The organism is Ruegeria sp. CDSA221 (assembly GCF_059611825.1).
Genome location: NZ_JBXWPK010000003.1, coordinates 37,640 through 56,051, shown reverse-complemented (window position 1 = coordinate 56,051; position 18,412 = coordinate 37,640). Strand labels below are relative to the sequence as shown.

Below are 18,412 nucleotides of genomic sequence, written 5' to 3'. Positions count from 1 at the left end.
AAAGGAGATTGAAAATGGAACTCTCTCGCCGCGAGACTCTGGCCCTTGGGCTGGGCGCCGCGTTCCTGACAATTATGCCGCTACGAGCGAATGCAGCTGCTGAAGATGCGATCTCTGCATTTTCAGGCGGGGCAGATGTGGCTGATGGCGGTGTTACACTGACGGCACCGGAAATCGCGGAAAACGGAAACACCGTACCAATCGAAGTCAGTGCTCCGGGCGCAGCTGCAATTCTGATCGTGGCCGCAGGCAACCCCGAACCGGGTGTGGCAACGTTCAATTTCGGCCCGCTGGCTGCTGAACAAGCCGCTTCAACCCGCATCCGTCTTGCCGGAACGCAGGATGTCATTGCCGTGGCGAAGATGGCAGATGGCAGTTTTGCCAAAGCGTCCGCGACCGTAAAAGTGACAATCGGCGGTTGCGGCGGTTAATCGCCACGCGCCCTGAAGAACAGGAGATTAACCAATGGCATCCGGTGTAAAGCCCCGCGTCAAGGTTCCAAAGACAGCCGCTGCTGGCGAAGCTGTTACGATCAAGACACTAATCAGCCACAAGATGGAAAGCGGCCAGCGCAAGGATAAAGAAGGCAACGTCATCCCGCGCTCGATCATCAACCGTTTCACTTGCGAGTTTAACGGTGAAATGGTGATTGATGTGACTATGGAGCCAGCGATTTCGACAAATCCGTACTTCCAGTTCGAAGCAACCGTGCCCGAGGCTGGTGAGTTTGTCTTCACCTGGTACGATGATGATGGCTCAGTTTACGACGAGAAGAAAACGATCGAGATCGCCTGACGGCTCGACCACTAAGGAAGGTTAGCGCTGGTTGTGATTTCTGGCGCTGGCCCACCAAGGGAGGAACGTAATGAATACCAAGGCACTTACGGCGATCGCGGCTGTTCTGGCTTTCCCAATGGCAGCAATGGCTGGACCGGACGAAGATAATCTTGTGATCAATGACGAGCTGAATATGACCTCGGTCACCGAGGCCGCGGCGCATCTGGAGAATTTGGACACGATCTATTCGGGTTGGCATTTCCGCACAGATGAAACTCAGGCACTGCAGATTGATGATTTTGACAATCCGGCAATGATCTTCGTCGATCAGGCAGCCGACCTCTATGAGACAGTTGATGGTGCTGCAGGTGAAAGTTGTGCCTCGTGCCATGATGGAGTGGAAAGCTTCAAAGGACTGCAGGCGTCCATGCCCAAGGTCGATGCTGAAAGCGGCGAGCTAATGGTTATGGAAGATCTGATCAACAAGTGCCGTACCGATCGCATGGAGGCCGATGCCTGGAAATGGTCTGGTGGTGACATGCAGGGTATGGTCGCATTGATCGGTCTGCAGTCACGCGGGATGCCCATGAACGTTGCTATTGATGGTGATGCCGCGCCATTCTGGGAAGAGGGCAAGGAAATCTATTATACCCGCTACGGTCAGTTGGAACTGAGCTGCGCCAACTGTCATGAAGAAAACTGGGGCAATATGATCCGAGCGGATCACCTGAGCCAGGGTATGATAAATGGATTCCCTACCTATCGTTTGAAGCAGGCCAAACTGATCTCGCGCCACAATCGGTTCCGCGGTTGTATTCGCGATACGCGTGCGGAAACCTTTGCCGAAGGGTCGGACGAGTTCCGGGCACTGGAGCTCTATGTCGCTTCGCGTGGCAACGGGCTTTCAGTCGAAACCCCAGCTGTACGTCAATAACGAATGACCCGCTTGGGCAATGCCCGGAGCGGGTTTTTCACTTATATAACATTCACACATTTATATGTGTAATAGGAAAGTTGATAGATGATTTCTCGACGTGACTTCTTGCAGGTTTCAATGGCGGCCTCGGCTCTGTTCGGAGCGTCCGGGTTTGGCAACTGGGCCAGACTTGCTGCGCAGCAAAGTCTAACGCAGGATCAACTGTTAGAGTTCGAGACCTTTGGCAATATCAGCCTGATTCATGTCACCGACATTCACGCGCAACTCAAACCAATTTATTTCCGTGAACCCGAAGTCAATCTTGGTATTGGCGATGCAAGAGGACAGATGCCGCATGTTACTGGCGCCGCGTTCCGCAAGGCATACGGGATAGAAGATGGAAGCCCGTCGGCCTATGCGCTGACCTACACTGATTTTGAGTCACTGGCCAAGACCTACGGTCGGGTGGGTGGCTTGGATCGGGTCTCAACTGTCATCAACGCCATTCGAGCGGACCGTCCTGATGCGTTGCTTCTTGACGGGGGTGATACTTGGCACGGTTCTTACACCTGCTATCAGACGGCCGGTCAGGACATGGTTAACGTCATGAATGCGTTGAAACCCGATGCGATGACTTTCCATTGGGAGTTCACGTTGGGCAGTGATCGGGTCAATGAGATTGTCGAAGGTTTGCCTTTTGCCGCCTTGGGGCAGAACATTTTTGATGCGGAATGGGATGAACCCGCAGAGATGTTCAAACCCTACAAGTTCTTTGATCGGGGCGGTTCCAAGATTGCGGTGATCGGACAGGCCTTCCCTTACATGCCGATTGCAAATCCGGGATGGATGTTCCCCGAATACTCGTTTGGGATCCGGGATGAGAACATGCAGGCAATGGTGGACGAAGTTCGCGATGCCGGCGCCGATGTCGTTGTTGTCCTAAGCCATAACGGCTTTGATGTGGATAAGAAGATGGCGGGTCGCGTTCAGGGGATAGACGTTATCCTCAGTGGCCACACCCATGACGCGCTGCCCGAGCCGGTTCTGGTGGGTAAAACGCATATCATCGCCTCTGGATCGAACGGCAAATTCGTCAGCCGTGTGGACCTCGACGTGCGGGATGGGCAGATGATGGGGCTAAAGCACAAGCTTATCCCGATTTTCTCTGATGTTATTGCACCAGATCCTGCGATCACTGCTCTGATAAATGATCAGCGCGCGCCTTATGAGGCGGCGCTGAGTGCGGTGATCGGCAAAACGGACTCGTTGCTGTACCGCCGCGGCAACTTCAACGGCACTTGGGATGACCTGATCTGCGATGCTCTGATCAATGAGCGTGAGGCAGATATCGCAATGTCGCCCGGCGTCCGTTGGGGGCCGTCAATCCTGCCGGGACAGGAAATAACGCGCGAGGATATTTGGAACGTCACCTCGATGTCCTATCCGAACGCCTATCGCACAGAAATGACCGGGGAGTTCATCCATGTCATCCTGGAAGATGTCGGCGACAATCTGTTCAATCCCGACCCCTATTACCAGCAGGGTGGCGACATGGTCCGCGTTGGCGGGCTGGGCTATCGGATTGACGTAACCAAGCCGCAGGGGCAGAGGATCAGCGACATGACGCTGTTGAAAACCGGTGAGGCGATCGACCCGGCCAAGTCCTATGTCGTGGCCGGTTGGGCCAGCGTCAACGAAGGCACCGAGGGTCCGCCGATTTGGGATGTCGTCGAAAACCATGTTCGCAACCTTGGCACCGTAACGGTGCAAGAGAACACCAGTGTCGAAGTAATCGGCGCTTAAGAAACCGATGGAGACCTAAGAGATATGGATGACGCGTTCAAACCGTCCCGCCGGGCCTTCCTGAAAGGCAGTGCCGCGGTTGCCGCAGGATCCGTTGCAGGTGCGGCAGCGGCAGAAACACCCGACCCACTGATAACAGAGCTTCAGGATTGGGCATCTTATACGGGGGCAGGTGTTGATGAGACGCCTTATGGCATGCCGATCAGCTTTGAATCCCATGTCGTGCGCCGCAATGTGGAATGGCTGACCGCCTCTCCGATTTCGTCGATCAACTTCACGCCGATCCACGCGCTCGATGGCACGATCACTCCGCAGGGATGCGCCTTTGAGCGTCACCATTCAGGTGCGATTGAGCTGCGCAAGGAGGACTACCGCCTGATGATCAACGGGCTGGTTGATCACCCGCTTGTCTTTACATACGAAGACATTGAGCGGTTCCCGCGCGAAAACCACGTGTATTTCTGCGAATGTGCGGCGAACACGGGCATGGAGTGGGCTGGTGCGCAACTCAACGGCGTCCAATTTACTCATGGCATGATTCACAACATGGAATACACCGGTGTTCCGCTGCGCGCGCTGTTGCAGGAAGCAGGTGCCGACATCTCACCTGACAAATGGGTCTATGTTGAGGGCGCAGATGCGTCGTCCAATGGCCGCTCTATCCCGATGGAAAAAGCGCTGGATGACGTGTTGGTTGCCTTCAAGGCGAATGGCGAAGCGCTGCGGATGGAGCATGGGTACCCTGTGCGTCTCGTGGTGCCGGGTTGGGAAGGCAACATGTGGGTCAAGTGGCTGCGCCGGATCGAGGTTGTCGATATGGCGGTCGAAAGCCGCGAAGAAACATCAAAATACACCGATGTTTACGTCGATGGCACGGCCCAGAAATGGACTTGGGTGATGGATGCTAAATCTGTCATCACCTCACCCAGCCCGCAAATGCCGATCAAACACGGACCGGGTCCGCTGGTCATTTCCGGGCTTGCCTGGTCAGGCCACGGACAAATTACACGGGTCGATGTGTCAAAGGACGGTGGAATCACATGGGAGACAGCGCGTCTTGGTAAGCAGGGCGACACCAAGGCTCTTACACGTTTCTATCTCGATACGAACTGGGACGGGGCGCCAATGCTCTTGCAGGCCCGGGCGATAGACGAGACCGGTTATGTGCAACCAACCAAAGACCAGTTGCGTGAAAAACGCGGAGAAAACTCGGTCTACCACAACAACTGTATCCAGACTTGGTACGTGAGCGCAGAAGGGATCGCCGAGAATGTTGAAGTCTCTTAGTCATGTTTTCCTGCCTGTATTTGGCGGTACGGCGTTGGTGCTTGCGGTAGCTGTGTCTTTCGCGAACCGGAACTACGGCCACTCGAAGATTGAGACATTGGAGACCCGGATAGGGCAGGTTGAGGCGCATGCAGCAGTTGCCCAGGAGAATGCGGAAGCAGAATCCAAACGAGCAGCCGAACTGGAGATCAAAGTCGAAGAAATCCAGGCTGCGGCGGCAGAACGGGTCGCCAATGGTGCGAACTTGACGGCTACCGCGCCCATCCGCGAGAGCAGCCTTGGGCTTGGGCGGTCGGCACTGAAGGAAGAGATCGCGGCCTGGGACGTTGACGTCTTGCCTGATGGGCGTGGCCTACCCGTAGGTTCAGGCGACGTCTGGACCGGAGAAGAGGTGTTTGTGGCCCGCTGTGCGTCGTGCCACGGTGAATTTGCCGAAGGTGCCGATAACTGGCCTGTTCTGGCCGGTGGGTTTGACACGCTTGCAGACGAAGATCCTGTAAAAACCGTTGGGTCATATTGGCCACATTTGTCGACTGCCTGGGATTACATTTCCCGCTCAATGCCCTTTGGTGAAGCGGGCACGCTGACAGCGGATGAGACCTACGCAATTGTCGCATACATCCTCTACTCCAATGATTTGGTGGATGACGATTTCGAGCTAAACAACGAAAACTTCTCCGAGTTCAAAATGTACAATATGGACGGTTTCGTAGTCGATGTACGACCCGAGACCGAATACACTGAATGGCGCGAAGAGCCTTGCATGGAGAACTGCAAGGCAGAGACCGCCGTCACGATGCGTTCTGTTTTTCTGGTTGAGACTCCCGCGGAGGGTGGTTCGAACTCGGTCATGAATAATGCCAGCCCGGATGAGTTGCCGGCGTTTTCGGCGAAAGGCCCCTCGTTCATTCCAACTGCAGCGCCAAAGCCTGATGAAGAGGCCGCAGTCATACCGGCCGCTCAAGAAACCGAAGTGACAGACGAGGTTACAGAACTGGCTGCTGCCGGAGAGAAAGTCTTTAAGAAGTGTAAATCCTGCCATCAAATTGGTGAAGGTGCAAAGCACAGCACTGGGCCTGCTCTGAACGGGGTAATCGGAGCTAATGCTGGATCGGTCGAGGGCTTCAAATACTCCAAAGCGATGCAGGCGTCTGCGGAGGCAGGACTAGTCTGGACCGATGAAGAAATGACTGCCTTTCTTACGAAGCCCAAGGAATACATGAAAGGCACAAGGATGTCTTTTGCAGGTCTCAGAAAACAGGACGATATCGAAGCTTTGATCATCTATCTAAAGACGTTTGGAAGTTGACGATGCGTTTGTCGAACGCGCTTGTCTGTGCCGCGTTCTTTGGGGCTGCTGCTTCATCGACCTACGCTGCAGAAGACCTTGGCGATGCTGAGGCAGGGAAAGCTGTGTTTGCCAAATGCAAAGGCTGTCATCAGGTTGGAAAGGGGGCCGAAAACAAAATCGGTCCGCATCTGAATGGGATTTTTGGGCGCAGGGCAGCTGGTCTGGATGGCTTTAGCTATTCCAAAAGCCTTGCGCGCGCGGGTAGCTCGGGTCTGGAGTGGCACGCTGACACACTGTCTGCGTACATCGAAAACCCACGTGCATTCGCGTCAGGCACCAGGATGAGTTTTGGTGGCCTGAAAGACCCGGAAGACCGCGCCAACGTGATCGCCTATTTGCGGGATTTTTCCGACAATCCTCAGGACATCCCAGAAGCGGACCCGACGGCGAAGGGCACGGATCATTCTATCGACCCCGCGATCTTGGCGATTCAAGGAGATCCGGAGTACGGCGCATATCTCAGCAGCGAATGTACAACGTGCCATCAGATCGACGGAGGCGATGAGGGCATTCCCTCGATCGTGTACTGGCCTGACGAAGACTTCGTGGTCGCCATGCACGCATATAAAGACAAACAGCGGCCACACCCGGTCATGCGAATGATTGCCGGACGGCTGAGCAATGACGAGATCGCGGCATTGGCTGCCTACTTCAATAATCCATAGTGACTGTGTCCAAGAGGAGGAAACGCGATGACGCTAAATAGACGAGTATTTCTTGGAGCCGCCGGGGTGGTAGCAGCCGGGTTATCGGCACCGATGGTGTTGGCGCAAGGCAAACCACGCGTGGTAATTGTCGGCGGCGGTGCGGGCGGTGCAACTGCTGCGCGCTACATCGCAAAAGACAGCAATGGTGAGATCGACGTAACGTTGATCGAGCCGTCGCGGACCTATTACACCTGTTTCTTCTCAAACCTGTATCTGGGAGGGTTTCAGGAGCTTTCGGACATTGCCCACAGCTATGGCACGCTTGCCGCGAACTACGGCATCAACGTGGTGCATGATTGGGCCACAGGGGTGGATCGCGATGCCAAGACGGTGTCCTTGGCAGGTGGCGGGTCTGTTCCATATGACAAGCTGATCCTGAGCCCGGGTATCGACTTTGTTGATGGTGCGGTCGAGGGCTGGGACGTCTCGGCGCAAAATAAAATGCCGCATGCGTACAAGGCTGGATCTCAGACCGAGCTTCTCAAGGCGCAGATCATGGCAATGCCCGAAGGCGGTACCTTTGCAATGGTCGCGCCACCGAATCCGTACCGTTGCCCACCCGGACCGTATGAGCGGGTTTCAATGGTTGCGCATGTTCTTAAGGCGAACAACCCGACAGCAAAGATCATCGTTGCTGACCCGAAACCGAAGTTTTCCAAGATGTCATTGTTCCAAGAAGGTTGGGCCAACCACTACGAAGGAATGGTTGACTGGATCGGCGAAGATTTCGGCGGCGGCAATGTCGCCGTAAACCCGGATGCAATGACCGTTACTATCGACGGCGAAGAAACCAAGGTCGATGTCTGCAACGTGATCCCAGCGATGAAAGCCGGACGCATTGCGGAAATGGCAGGGGTGACCGATGGCAACTGGGCACCCGTGAACGCCGCGGATATGTCCTCCAAAGCCGACCTGGATGTCTACGTTCTTGGTGACGCCAGCCAACAGGGTGACATGCCCAAATCCGGCTTCTCGGCCAACAGTCAGGCGAAAGTCTGTGCGAATGCCGTGCGAGGTGCGTTGACCGGGTCCAAAGTGTTTCCGGCCAAGTTCTCCAACACGTGCTGGTCGCTCATCGACACCGATGATGGCGTCAAGGTTGGCGCAACTTACGAAGCGACTCCCGAAAAGATTGCCAAAGTGGACGGCTTTATCAGCCAGACCGGCGAAGATGCGGACTTGAGAAAAGCAACTTATGAAGAGTCGCTGGGTTGGTACGCTGGTATCACTTCAGACATGTTCGGTTAAGGTATTCAGGGGCTTTGACTGGTGTCAAAGACCCTGATGAGCAATCTGAGAAGATGCGGCTCAAGAGGAGGATTAAAATCATGAAACACTTTATCGCTGTAGCCGCGTTTTCCACTGTTCTGGTGAGCCATGCGTTTGCGGAAGAGATCATCACCGCCCCATTTGACGGCAGTTTTGATGATGCAACCTTCGCCGTCGAGTCCGCGATTGTTGGACAGGGACTGGTCATCGACCATGTAAGCCACGTAGGCGACATGTTGAATCGCACGGGCGCTGATGTCGGCAGTGACAAGCAGATATTTGCGGCCGCAGACATCTTCATTTTCTGCTCGGCAAAAATCTCGCGCGAGGTGATGGAAGCCGACCCTATGAATATCGGCTTCTGCCCCTACGGGATTTTTGTAGCCGAGGACGACAGTGGCGTGATGGTGGGATATCGAGGCTACCCTGACGGGCCAATGCAAAAGGTTCAGACCCTGTTATCCGAGATCGTCGAAGAGGCCGTAGGGAATTGAAATGAACTATCAGCAGTTTTTTCGTGATCAACTGGACCAGCTTCAAGAGGAAGGGAACTATAGGGTCTTTGCGGATCTCGGAAGGCAGTGCGGTGCATTCCCGACCGCGCGCAATTACGCAGAAGACGGTCCCGAAAAAGTCACTGTCTGGTGCTCAAATGATTATCTTGGCATGGGTCAACACCCCTGCATTCTTGCAGCAATGCACCATGCGATTGATGAGTGTGGTGCCGGGGCGGGTGGTGCGCGGAATATCTCTGGAACCACTCATGAGCACGTTTTGCTGGAACAGGAACTTGCCGACTTGCACTGCAAAGAGGCGGCATTGCTATTTACGTCCGGCTACGTCTCAAACTGGGCGGCTTTGGGAACTTTGGCCTCCCGCATTCCTGGCATCACTGTACTGTCAGACGAGTTGAACCATGCCTCGATGATAGAGGGAATTCGCCACAGCCGTTGTCAAAAGCGGATCTGGAAGCACAATGATATTGCAGACCTTGAAAGGCAACTTGCTGACATACCAGCCAACGCACCAAAGCTCATCGCGTTCGAAAGCGTCTATTCCATGGATGGTGATATAGCGCCAGTTGCCGAGATCTGTGATTTGGCGGATCGCTATGGCGCGATGACCTATTTGGATGAGGTTCACGCCGTAGGGCTTTATGGACCGCGCGGCGGTGGCATCGCCGAACGTGAAGGCCTGATGGATCGCCTAACCGTTATCGAGGGGACATTAGGCAAAGCCTTCGGTGTCGTCGGTGGATACATCGCGGCGTCGAAAGAGCTTGTGGACTTCGTCCGGTCCTTTGCCAGCGGGTTTATCTTTACCACTGCATTGCCTCCGACCGTAGCCGCAGGTGCGGCAGCCTCGGTTCGGCACCTGAAGCGAAGCAATGCGGAACGATATCTGCACCAGCAGCGAGTGCGCGAAGTTCGAGACAGGCTGGACGAACTGAGTATTCCCCATACTCCGAACCCAAGTCACATCATTCCGGTCATGGTCGGCGATCCGGTTAAGTGTCGCTTCATCTCTGATGTACTGATGCGTGACTATGGAATTTACATCCAGCCGATCAACTATCCAACCGTTCCCAAGGGAACGGAGCGTCTACGGATTACACCGTCGCCGGTGCATTCAACTGAAGACGTGGATCGACTGGTATCTGCATTGGGTGAGTTGTGGACGCAATGCCAGTTGGCGCGCAGGCCAATGGTCGCGCAATGACAACTTGACCGAAGACAAGGATGCACACGTTACGAAGTGAGAGTTTCTGTTGATGGAGAGACTCATCGATCTGTTGGGAGACTCTGGCGCTTTGGCATTTGCCGGAGTGCTCGTCGGTATCTTGTTTGGCGTGACGGCTCAGAAGTCTCACTTTTGTTTAAGAGCGTCGGCAGTCGAAGTCGCTGAAGGCGAGTTAGGTCCCCGCTTGGCGGTTTGGCTGATCGCCTTCACCACTGCGCTCGCCTTGGTACAGGCGCTTATCGCGTTTGAGTGGCTAGACCTTTCCGAGACACGTGCAATCGCGTCGACAGGTAGCCTGAGCGGCGCGGTAATTGGTGGAGCGATGTTTGGCGCAGGCATGGTTCTGGCGCGTGGATGTGCATCTCGCCTTTTGGTATTAGCCTCCTGCGGTAATCTGCGCGCCTTGGTTACGGGGTTGGTTTTGACCTTAGTGGCTCAAGCCGCCTACACAGGTGTTCTTAGTCCCGCCCGCGAGTTGCTGTCTGGTATCTGGGCTGTCCCAGGAGGCGCGCCGCGTGATCTTTCAGAAATACTTGGGTTCTCGCCAACGGTTTATACAGCCGTTGCAGCGTTGGGATTGGTGTCGGCCATTGTCTTTGCGTCCCACCGGAAAGTCGCGCCTATAAGGATCATAGCGGCCGCAGGAGTTGGCCTGGCTGTGGCGCTCGGCTGGTTGATAACATTTGCCATCGCACAAGCATCTTTTGAAGTCGTGCCTGTGTCTTCTGTCACGTTTACCGGACCGGCCACGGACACACTAATGGCGTTGGTTGCAAGTCGAAACGTTGTGTTGTCCTTCGGTATCGGCCTTGTCCCAGGCGTAGTAATTGGCGCGGCAGGCTCAGCCTTGACTGCAGGGGAGTGGAGGATCGAACGATTTGGCTCGGATACTCCGATGGAACGCTACCTCGTAGGGGCTGTTCTCATGGGGTTTGGGGCCATGCTGGCGGGAGGTTGCGCGGTGGGTGCCGGGCTTTCAGGAGGGTCCGCTCTGTCATTGACCGCATGGGTTGCCGTATTTTTCATGTGGGTCGGGGCGATCAGCACGCATAGACTATTGATGCTAATCCCTGTTTCGCAACATTCCTGAGCTACTCGAATTCCATCTGTTCGAAAACGCGCCCTGCATTTTTCGTGGCCAGTTCTTCAAACGTGTCCAGGTTGGCATAAGGTGACTGATCGACGTAGTAAGCCTCAGCCAGATCACCTCCTGCATCCATATGCTCTTGAATTTTGCCACGCAGATATACCAGATAGTCGCGTGTATAGCGGCGCACCTGACCCATGTTCGTAGGATGGCCGTGTCCCGGTATAACATAAGTGGCATCTAAAGCCTCGAATTCGGTGTCCCAAGTTTCAAGCCAATCCGCTGTATAGGTGTCTTGAAAGATTGGCAGCATGCGTTCGTGAAACGCCATGTCGCCCGCAATGACAAGGCTTTGGTTCGGCAACCAGATCGAGATATCGCCGGGACTATGGGCAGGGCCGAGGTACTTTGCCTCAATCCGGAATTCACCCATCTCAACCACGTATTCATCATCGAATGTCTCGGTTGGGCCGGCCAGGAATGTTCCGTCTGCCTTGTCCTGATTGTATCGCTGCATTCCCTGCAGAATTTGCGGGCCATATTCCTCGAATTCGGCCGCTGCTTCTGAATGTGCGATGATCGGAATGCCGAGTTCTGACCAGTAAGCGTTGCCAAGCATCGCGTGCCCCTGGCCATTCTCGTTGAAGACAAGTCTGACCGGCTGATCCGTGATGGCCTGAATTTCCTTGTGAAGCGCTTCGGCAAGGACATAGGCTGCACCGCCGTTTATGACGACCACACCTTCACCGGTTACAATGAAGCTGAGGTTGTTGTTGTGACCAGAGTTCTCGTAGGTTGGTGGTGCGGTTGCGCCAATGGCGGAATAGACGCCAGGGATATACTCGACCGGTTTGGAATACAGCACGCTTTGCGGATATTGGTCTGCAATTTCCTCGCTTGCCCAAGCTGGTGCGGCCAAGGCCAAGGCAATCGCAAGCGTTCGTATCATGTTGGTTCTCCAATGAACTTATACGCAGAGCCAGTTTTTTCGACCCGGCCGATTCCACCATTCGGCAGGTGGAAGCCAATTATCTTCATTTGCTCGCGAGAAATCTGATCTAGCAGCAAACTACGAGTTGCTGCAGCTGCCTGTGGATCCTGATCGGTGCCACTGTGCCAATCAGGCCGTTCAAAAGCCACGTGTGGATTTCCCAACGCATCGCCGACAATCATCACGGATTCACTGCCGCTGCGGATTTCAAACGCCATGTGGCCGGGTGTGTGCCCAAAGCTTGCACGGGCGGCAATGCCTGGAAGGATCTCTTGTCCGTCGTCAAAGAACGCCACCTGATCCTCAATTTCTGCCATCCGGCGCTTCGCGCCTACAGCGAACGCAGCGCGATCTTCTCCTATTGAATCTACCGTTGAAGGGTTCCACCAATAGTCCCACTCTTTACGGCCAAAGTGATGCGTCGCGTTGGGGAAAAGCAGGTCGTCGAAGTCATCCAAAATGCCCCAGATGTGATCCGGGTGCGCATGGGTGAAAATCACGTGCGAAACGTCTTCGGGCGACAGGCCGATTGTTTCAACAGTTTCCATAAGTTTGCCAGACGTGGGCATGAAATCCGGCCCAGCTCCGACATCGAATAGCACCGTGTTTATACCATCACGATAGAGCGCCACGTTGCACTCTGGCTCGTACTTGGTCGCGTCCACTCGATTGCGATTCAGAAGCTGTTCGAGTTCTTCTTTCGGCATGGACCCAAAGATCATTTCCGGTGGCAATGACAGGTACCCGTCTGATACGGTTGAAATCCGAGCTGAAGAGCCGAGTTGCAACTCGGCCCTCACGATCCTGGATTGAGTACCAAGCATCCCAAGGCAAGCGGCGCTGTACAAGAAAGTGCGGCGAGAAAATGTATTTCCATCCATACACAATCAATAAAATGAATGTTATTATTTGTAAATGGAGAAAGAAAGGCTGTGTGTGCAAAGCTGCTTTCGTCTTGATCACTAAGAAGTCTACTCAACTTCTTCGGTACCGGCGGGTAAGTTAGCGATTACACCGGTGCCCCTGAGAGCCTGCATCTCAACTCTTGGAGCGAAATGGGACTGGTTGCGGCGTGTGGCGTTTCCCGCTTTTTCGTGACGATTCCCAGTTCTTTTTGAACACAAAATTCGTCTGCTGTTACCCAAAATGCCACCCAAACCATGTTTGCGGTACGTGAGAGCAACGCTGAGTTCACGTTTCTAACTGATATGTTATGGGAATTTGGTAGCGGAGGAGGGACTTGAACCCCCGACACGCGGATTATGATTCCGCTGCTCTAACCAACTGAGCTACTCCGCCATGAGTGAATGGCGATTTAAGGGAGGGGTTGGGGAGGGTCAAGAGGGAAATGGCGCCTTTGTTGGGAATATTTTAGCTGGGACTAATCCGAATTCGGCACAACCGTCGCCCTGGGTTCTGTATTTTGTACCACGCCGCGAATGAAGTTGTTGCAGATGTCCGGGACTGTCAGGGGGATCATATGGCCCAGCCCTTCGATCTGTTCAAAACTCAGACCAAACGCCTGCATTGATTCACCGTGTTGCGTGGCTGACAAGAGCGCATCCTGTGCTCCAAACAATATGGAGCCAGGCACTTTCAGGTCGCCATAACGGGCGACCTGGGCCGGCATGCTCTGTTCAATCCCGATCACATCCTGTGAGGCGCTGATAAACGCGGATGGACGCATCCCCAAAGCGCCGCCGGCGCGGTCCAGAAAGTCTTGGGGCGCGGGTTCTGGCGCAAATGCCGCGCTAAGGGTGTGCGGTGCGGTTTTTGCGGCCAGCGGGACGGCAATCGTGTTGCCGATCAGACTGCGCAGCCATGCCGTCCGGATTTCAAGCGGTTTGAACACGGCGGGCGGCCCGGGCATCGCCTGAGTAAGCGGAGCTAGCAGGGCCAGCGCTTTGATCTTGTCCGGGTAATCCAGCGCCATCGCCAGAGAAACCGCGCCACCCAGCGAATGGCCGACCAGAATTGGGTTGCTGACCCCCTTTGCCTCTAGAAATTCATGTATCATGCGGCCCTGTTCGGGCAACCGCCCAAGCTCTGCCGTCTCACGAGTTGAGTATCCGCAACCGGGGCGATCCACGGCAATGACGTGAAAATCCTCGGCCAGTTTATCCATCATGGCGTAGGTGAAATGTTGCAACTGCCCGGCCAGCCCATGAATGAGCACAACCGTCTGATTGGAAGGGTCGCCCTTTTCCACATAGTGGATATCGCCGCCGCGCACGGAAATGATAACCCCCTGTTGTGGGACACGCATCCGGCCGTCACGGGTCAGCTTGCGGGTCCAAAGATTCATCGCAAAAAGAAACAGTGCAATGAACAGCGCAATAGTCAGGAAGATTGTCATCAGCCTATCCTCTGGATGGAGCAGATCAGATTACTGGCCGGATAGCGCCACAACCCGAAGGCAATGTCCACAGCTCGCTTGAAGGATCTAATGCGGACTGGGTTAGCCGCGCAAGATCGTCCCAGTTGGATCAAAGGGCGGTTCTTTCAGGATCGTTGCCCTATGCGGGCGCCCTAATACCATGACCTCGACCCTATCGCCTGCCTCGGCACCCGAAACATAGCCCAAGGCCAGCGACATACCCACGGAATAGCCATAAGCGCCCGATGTCACCCGACCAATTCCGCGCCCGTCCATGAAAATGGGTTCGCCTCCGGTCGCGTCAGCGTTCGAAGCTGCGGTGTCGGCTTCGTCCAGGTGCAGCAGGACAAGCTGCTCTCTGGCCGGAGAGGTCATGGCAGTATTTGCGGCATCTTTGTTCAGGAACGATTTGTCGAATTTGCACAACCGGTCCAACCCGACCTCGTGTGGCCAGTATTCGGGGCTGTATTCGCGCCCCCAAGACCCATAGCCCTTTTCGATCCTCAGCGACATCAGTGCGCGGCTGCCAACTGGGCCTGCGCCGAACTCTTTTCCGGTCTCGATCAGCGCCTCATACAGGCGGAGCTGATCTTTCGCGGCGCAATGCACCTCCCAGCCCAGATCGCCGGTGAAGGAGACACGCAGCGCCAGGACCGCAATTCCGGCGATCTCGATCTGTTGCGAGCGCATGAAGGGGAAATCCTCGGGGCTGAGCGAGGTATTCGTAAGCCGTTGCAGGATTTCCCGCGATTTCGGTCCAGCCACGTTAAAGCCGCAAGTCTCTTCGGTGCGGCTTTCGAAACGGGTGCCGTCGGGCAGAGGAACCTGTTTGAAGAACCGTTTGTGATAGCGTTCGGCCATGCCCGAGCCGATGATCCAGAATTCGTCGTCGGCCAAGCGCGTCACGGTGAAATCGCCAGCAATACCACCACGTTTTGAGATCAGCGGGGTCAGGCAGGATCGACCAACCGATCTCGGCATGGAATTTGCGAATACGGCATTAAGCCAACCCTCGGCTCCCGGACCTTTGCAAACATATTTGGCAAAGTTTGAGATGTCGATGATCCCGGCCCGATCGCGCAGCATCCGGCATTCCGCGCCCACCGGTTCCCACCAGTTCTGGCGGGTGAATCCGTTGGTGTCCGTGGCGCCGGGCGCCTCTGCGAACCACAGCGGGTGTTCCCATCCGACATTCAGGCCAAAGACGGCACCCATGTCCTTTTGCCTGTCATAAATCGGGCGGGTCCGGGCAGGGCGTCCTGCGCTGCGTTCTTCATTTGGGAAGTGGATGGCAAAGCGGTGTGCGTACTGATCCTGCACGCGGGCCTTGGTGAAATCTTTCGTAGCCCATGTGTCGAACCGCGCCACGTCCCAGGCGAACATGTCGTATTGGGTTTCGCCTTCGATGATCCACTGCGCCGCCATCAGGCCCATGCCACCCGATTGCGAGAAACCCGGGATGATGCCGTTGCAGCAGAAATAGCCGTCGACCTCGGGCACTGGCCCCATCAGAACGTTGGCATCCGGTGACCAGATCATCGGTCCGTTGATGACCCGTTTGATCCCAGCGTCGCCCACGGCAGGTACGCGTTCGATGGCGTTCATCATATTCTCTTCGATCCGCTCCAGATCGTCGGGAAACAGATCATGGGCAAAATCCAGGGGTGTGCCGTCCTCGGCCCAGAATTTCATATCCTTTTCATAAGCCCCCACCAAAAGGCCCTGACCTTCCTGCCGCAAATAGTACTCGCCATCGCGGTCACTGACCGAGGGCAGGCGGGTATCATGCGCCGCGACGTCAGCCATGGTTTCGGTGACAAAATACTGATGCTCGGTCGGTTGCAGGGGTAGCTCGATCCCGGCCAACATGGCAACTTCGCGGCCCCACAGACCGGCGGCATTCACAACCCACGGCGTTTGGATGTCCCCCTTAGGGGTGCGCACGATCCAGGTGCCGTCTTCTTGCTGATCTGTCGCAGTGACCGGCGTAAAGCGGTGGATTTCGGCCCCACGCTGGCGCGCTCCGACAGCGTAGGCGTTGGTGACCCCCGAGGGATCAACATTACCGCCATCAGGTTCGTACATGACACATCGGATGCCATCGTAATTGACCAGCGGGTTCAGACGCTGCGCCTCTTCGATACTGATCTCATAGAAATTCATCCCGTACAGCTTGGCCTTGGCGGCCTGTAGCCTCAGCTGGTGTTCGCGCTCTTCGGTTTGGGCCAGATATAACGAGCCGGGCTGGAACACGCCGCAGCTTTGGCCGGTTTCAGCCTCAAGCTCTTTGTACAGCGTCATCGTATAGTGTTGGATGCGGCTGATATTGGTGCTGTCATGCAGTCCGTGGATGTTCGCCGCCGCGTGCCAGGTCGAGCCGGATGTCAGTTCATCCCGTTCCAACAGCACCACGTCTGACCACCCCGATTTGGTCAGGTGATACAGGATCGAGCACCCAATCACACCCCCGCCGATTACCACTGCCTGTGCATTTGTCTTCATGAGTCTGTCATCCAAAATTTTGGTCTTGTCGTCATGTGTTACCAGTACTGAACCCAAGACAACGGGTTTAAATTTCACGTGGGATTGAACAGATATAAACCAAGGTTAGTCTCCGATGCCCACCACTATGCACGTCCATACTCGACCAGTCTGTGGTTCAATTCATCTGTTTCAGAGGCCCCGGCTTCCAGGGCGAATACAAAGGCGTGGGTCAGGTAAAAACAGGCCGCGTCGATATCTTGCACCGCTTCGCATTCATCTGCTGCAATAGTGTAATAGCGGACCAACGCGGCAGGATCATCATGATCATGCGCCTCAAGTAGCAAGCGATCCAATTCTGTTCTGTCCATCGGGTCTCCGTCGCATCTGGCCAGTCAAGCATGGCCAGACAGCTGGTTCAGTCGGCGCGACCGCTTTCAATCTGCGTCGCAACCCAGTGATGGAAATTATGGGTCGGACCATCCATCACCGGAGAGAACCGACCGCCGTCGAACAACATTCCGTGCCGACCCTTTTGCATCCCTTCAACAACGAACACATCCTCTTCAAACACAGTTTTCCATTGCTGGGCGTTTGCCGCCCTCAGGCCATCATGTTCAGGTGTGTCTTCGATGCTTTTGGCATAATAAAGCTCGATATGCTCAACGGTATTTTCGTGATCAACCGGTTCCAGGACAATGGCAAAGGCATGGTCACGCTGCACACCCAAAAGAACATTTGGATACACGGCCACATACTCTGCGCCCTCATTCCATTGATCGCTTAGCCCGTCGAAATCGGCGAATGTGGTGCCGTCATGGTCAGTGAGTTGTCGATAGACCAGCGTGCCTTGACCGGAATAATGCCCGCGCATTTCGATGTTATAGTGATCTTCAAGTCGCGAATAACTGTTCAGGCCGGGATGCACCCAGGGCAGGTGATAGCTTTCGCAATAGTTCTCAACCGCCAGCTTCCAGTTGGTCTTGACCTCCAACTTGAACGAAGAGGCCTCACCGCCGTGATGTACTGGTTGATCAAACTCTTTCCAGCGTTCCAATAAGGCGGCGTGCGCCTCTTCGAATTCGGGTGCATTGCCGTCCACATTAACAAAGACCACGTCCCGCCAGACATAAGAGCGAATACGGATAAGGCCTAGAGATTTGCGATCCACGTCCTCATGGGTGTTGTGACCGGCGCCGCCAACATGTGGCGTCGCACGCAGCTCTCCCTTCAGGCTGTAGCACCAGCTGTGATAGGGGCAACGGATCGCGCCACTTATCTTGCGAGGGGTATCGACAAGGATCATCCCGCGGTGACGGCAGGTATTTTGAAATACGCCAACCTCACCATCCCGATCCCGCACGATTAGTAAAGGCATGCCTAGGAAATCGACCGGCATGGCATCGCCTTCCTCGGGCACGTCTTTGCCAAAGCCGATCCCAGACCAGTTGGCGTACAAAACCGATCTACGCTCTTCGGCGAAAAGTGCCGGGTCGATATAGTGTTCGTTTGGCAGGCCGTTTGCGACATTCACATCGACCAGAACGGAAGACAGCGCAGTATGCTTGTTCATCGGGCTCTCCTGCAGGTGTTGTTTGGTCTCTATTGGCGGATACGCTGGCATCC

17 protein-coding genes and 1 tRNA gene are annotated in these 18,412 nt (G+C 55.2%); 11 read left to right on the top strand and 7 right to left on the bottom strand.

All coding sequences use genetic code 11. From position 1 onward, the window contains the following. The first annotated feature begins 14 nt into the window (after nucleotides 1-14). From soxY to AC2FJ5_RS05135, 11 genes are all read left to right on the top strand, one after another. On the top strand, nucleotides 15-431 hold the full coding sequence (gene soxY, locus AC2FJ5_RS05185; protein ID WP_142635846.1) for a thiosulfate oxidation carrier protein SoxY: 417 nt from the start codon (nucleotides 15-17) through the stop codon (nucleotides 429-431). A 34-nt stretch (nucleotides 432-465) separates the two neighbouring features. Further along, entirely contained in the window at nucleotides 466-795 is a 330-nt protein-coding gene (gene soxZ, locus AC2FJ5_RS05180; protein WP_142635848.1) for a thiosulfate oxidation carrier complex protein SoxZ, read from the top strand. A gap of 70 nt (nucleotides 796-865) precedes the next feature. Beyond that, on the top strand, nucleotides 866-1,711 hold the full coding sequence (gene soxA / locus AC2FJ5_RS05175; RefSeq protein WP_496792689.1) for a sulfur oxidation c-type cytochrome SoxA: 846 nt from the start codon (nucleotides 866-868) through the stop codon (nucleotides 1,709-1,711). A gap of 87 nt (nucleotides 1,712-1,798) precedes the next feature. After that, nucleotides 1,799-3,496 carry a thiosulfohydrolase SoxB gene (gene soxB / locus AC2FJ5_RS05170; protein WP_496792688.1) on the top strand — a complete coding sequence of 566 codons (1,698 nt, stop codon included), beginning with the start codon at nucleotides 1,799-1,801 and terminating at the stop codon, nucleotides 3,494-3,496. Nucleotides 3,497-3,520: 24 nt separating this feature from the next. Beyond that, the gene (gene soxC, locus AC2FJ5_RS05165; RefSeq protein ID WP_496696175.1) at nucleotides 3,521-4,783 is read left to right on the top strand and encodes a sulfite dehydrogenase; all 1,263 of its coding nucleotides are present in this window, start codon (nucleotides 3,521-3,523) and stop codon (nucleotides 4,781-4,783) included. Then, nucleotides 4,767-6,092, top strand: a complete 1,326-nt coding sequence (locus tag AC2FJ5_RS05160; protein ID WP_496792687.1) for a c-type cytochrome — start codon at nucleotides 4,767-4,769, stop codon at nucleotides 6,090-6,092. Before soxC ends, AC2FJ5_RS05160 begins: the two co-directional genes overlap by 17 nt. A gap of 2 nt (nucleotides 6,093-6,094) precedes the next feature. Beyond that, on the top strand, nucleotides 6,095-6,799 hold the full coding sequence (locus AC2FJ5_RS05155; protein ID WP_496792685.1) for a c-type cytochrome: 705 nt from the start codon (nucleotides 6,095-6,097) through the stop codon (nucleotides 6,797-6,799). A gap of 27 nt (nucleotides 6,800-6,826) precedes the next feature. Next, complete coding sequence (locus AC2FJ5_RS05150) at nucleotides 6,827-8,089, top strand: FCSD flavin-binding domain-containing protein (protein ID WP_496792684.1); 1,263 nt, start codon at nucleotides 6,827-6,829, stop codon at nucleotides 8,087-8,089. Nucleotides 8,090-8,169: 80 nt separating this feature from the next. Next, nucleotides 8,170-8,604, top strand: coding sequence for a DUF302 domain-containing protein (locus tag AC2FJ5_RS05145; RefSeq protein WP_142635862.1), 435 nt, complete (start codon nucleotides 8,170-8,172; stop codon nucleotides 8,602-8,604). Nucleotide 8,605: 1 nt separating this feature from the next. Continuing rightward, nucleotides 8,606-9,829 carry a 5-aminolevulinate synthase gene (hemA, locus tag AC2FJ5_RS05140; protein WP_496792683.1) on the top strand — a complete coding sequence of 408 codons (1,224 nt, stop codon included), beginning with the start codon at nucleotides 8,606-8,608 and terminating at the stop codon, nucleotides 9,827-9,829. Nucleotides 9,830-9,881: 52 nt separating this feature from the next. Further along, nucleotides 9,882-10,940: a YeeE/YedE family protein gene (locus AC2FJ5_RS05135; protein WP_496792681.1), complete on the top strand. Its 1,059-nt coding sequence runs from the start codon at nucleotides 9,882-9,884 to the stop codon at nucleotides 10,938-10,940. Nucleotide 10,941: 1 nt separating this feature from the next. On the opposite strand, the gene AC2FJ5_RS05130 is transcribed toward AC2FJ5_RS05135, so the two are convergent. The 7 genes from AC2FJ5_RS05130 to AC2FJ5_RS05100 all read right to left on the bottom strand — a co-directional run bounded on the left by AC2FJ5_RS05130 (nucleotide 10,942) and on the right by AC2FJ5_RS05100 (nucleotide 18,359). Further along, complete coding sequence (locus AC2FJ5_RS05130; protein ID WP_496792680.1) at nucleotides 10,942-11,886, bottom strand: MBL fold metallo-hydrolase; 945 nt, start codon at nucleotides 11,884-11,886, stop codon at nucleotides 10,942-10,944. Beyond that, entirely contained in the window at nucleotides 11,883-12,635 is a 753-nt protein-coding gene (locus tag AC2FJ5_RS05125; protein ID WP_496792679.1) for an MBL fold metallo-hydrolase, read from the bottom strand. Before AC2FJ5_RS05125 ends, AC2FJ5_RS05130 begins: the two co-directional genes overlap by 4 nt. A gap of 515 nt (nucleotides 12,636-13,150) precedes the next feature. Further along, a tRNA-Met gene (locus AC2FJ5_RS05120) sits at nucleotides 13,151-13,227 on the bottom strand. A gap of 82 nt (nucleotides 13,228-13,309) precedes the next feature. Continuing rightward, a complete protein-coding gene (locus tag AC2FJ5_RS05115; protein ID WP_496792677.1) occupies nucleotides 13,310-14,284 on the bottom strand; it encodes an alpha/beta fold hydrolase in 975 nt (324 codons plus the stop codon). A 102-nt stretch (nucleotides 14,285-14,386) separates the two neighbouring features. Beyond that, the gene (locus AC2FJ5_RS05110; protein WP_496792675.1) at nucleotides 14,387-16,807 is read right to left on the bottom strand and encodes a GcvT family protein; all 2,421 of its coding nucleotides are present in this window, start codon (nucleotides 16,805-16,807) and stop codon (nucleotides 14,387-14,389) included. Nucleotides 16,808-16,932: 125 nt separating this feature from the next. Next, entirely contained in the window at nucleotides 16,933-17,157 is a 225-nt protein-coding gene (locus tag AC2FJ5_RS05105; protein ID WP_496792674.1) for a hypothetical protein, read from the bottom strand. A gap of 47 nt (nucleotides 17,158-17,204) precedes the next feature. Next, nucleotides 17,205-18,359, bottom strand: a complete 1,155-nt coding sequence (locus tag AC2FJ5_RS05100) for an aromatic ring-hydroxylating oxygenase subunit alpha (protein WP_496691671.1) — start codon at nucleotides 18,357-18,359, stop codon at nucleotides 17,205-17,207. Between the last annotated feature and the right edge of the window lie 53 nt (nucleotides 18,360-18,412).

Excerpts from the sequence above, each read along its gene's own strand:
- soxA (WP_496792689.1), top strand. The coding sequence starts at position 866 with ATGAATACCAAGGCACTTACGGCGATCGCGGCTGTTCTGGCTTTCCCA.
- soxB (WP_496792688.1), top strand. The coding sequence starts at position 1,799 with ATGATTTCTCGACGTGACTTCTTGCAGGTTTCAATGGCGGCCTCGGCT.
- AC2FJ5_RS05145 (WP_142635862.1), top strand. The coding sequence starts at position 8,170 with ATGAAACACTTTATCGCTGTAGCCGCGTTTTCCACTGTTCTGGTGAGC.
- AC2FJ5_RS05130 (WP_496792680.1), bottom strand. The coding sequence starts at position 11,886 with ATGATACGAACGCTTGCGATTGCCTTGGCCTTGGCCGCACCAGCTTGG.
- soxC (WP_496696175.1), top strand. The coding sequence starts at position 3,521 with ATGGATGACGCGTTCAAACCGTCCCGCCGGGCCTTCCTGAAAGGCAGT.
- AC2FJ5_RS05105 (WP_496792674.1), bottom strand. The coding sequence starts at position 17,157 with ATGGACAGAACAGAATTGGATCGCTTGCTACTTGAGGCGCATGATCAT.
- AC2FJ5_RS05115 (WP_496792677.1), bottom strand. The coding sequence starts at position 14,284 with ATGACAATCTTCCTGACTATTGCGCTGTTCATTGCACTGTTTCTTTTT.
- soxY (WP_142635846.1), top strand. The coding sequence starts at position 15 with ATGGAACTCTCTCGCCGCGAGACTCTGGCCCTTGGGCTGGGCGCCGCG.
- AC2FJ5_RS05135 (WP_496792681.1), top strand. The coding sequence starts at position 9,882 with ATGGAGAGACTCATCGATCTGTTGGGAGACTCTGGCGCTTTGGCATTT.
- AC2FJ5_RS05160 (WP_496792687.1), top strand. The coding sequence starts at position 4,767 with ATGTTGAAGTCTCTTAGTCATGTTTTCCTGCCTGTATTTGGCGGTACG.
- AC2FJ5_RS05100 (WP_496691671.1), bottom strand. The coding sequence starts at position 18,359 with ATGAACAAGCATACTGCGCTGTCTTCCGTTCTGGTCGATGTGAATGTC.
- AC2FJ5_RS05150 (WP_496792684.1), top strand. The coding sequence starts at position 6,827 with ATGACGCTAAATAGACGAGTATTTCTTGGAGCCGCCGGGGTGGTAGCA.
- soxZ (WP_142635848.1), top strand. The coding sequence starts at position 466 with ATGGCATCCGGTGTAAAGCCCCGCGTCAAGGTTCCAAAGACAGCCGCT.
- hemA (WP_496792683.1), top strand. The coding sequence starts at position 8,606 with ATGAACTATCAGCAGTTTTTTCGTGATCAACTGGACCAGCTTCAAGAG.
- AC2FJ5_RS05125 (WP_496792679.1), bottom strand. The coding sequence starts at position 12,635 with ATGCCGAAAGAAGAACTCGAACAGCTTCTGAATCGCAATCGAGTGGAC.
- AC2FJ5_RS05155 (WP_496792685.1), top strand. The coding sequence starts at position 6,095 with ATGCGTTTGTCGAACGCGCTTGTCTGTGCCGCGTTCTTTGGGGCTGCT.
- AC2FJ5_RS05110 (WP_496792675.1), bottom strand. The coding sequence starts at position 16,807 with ATGAAGACAAATGCACAGGCAGTGGTAATCGGCGGGGGTGTGATTGGG.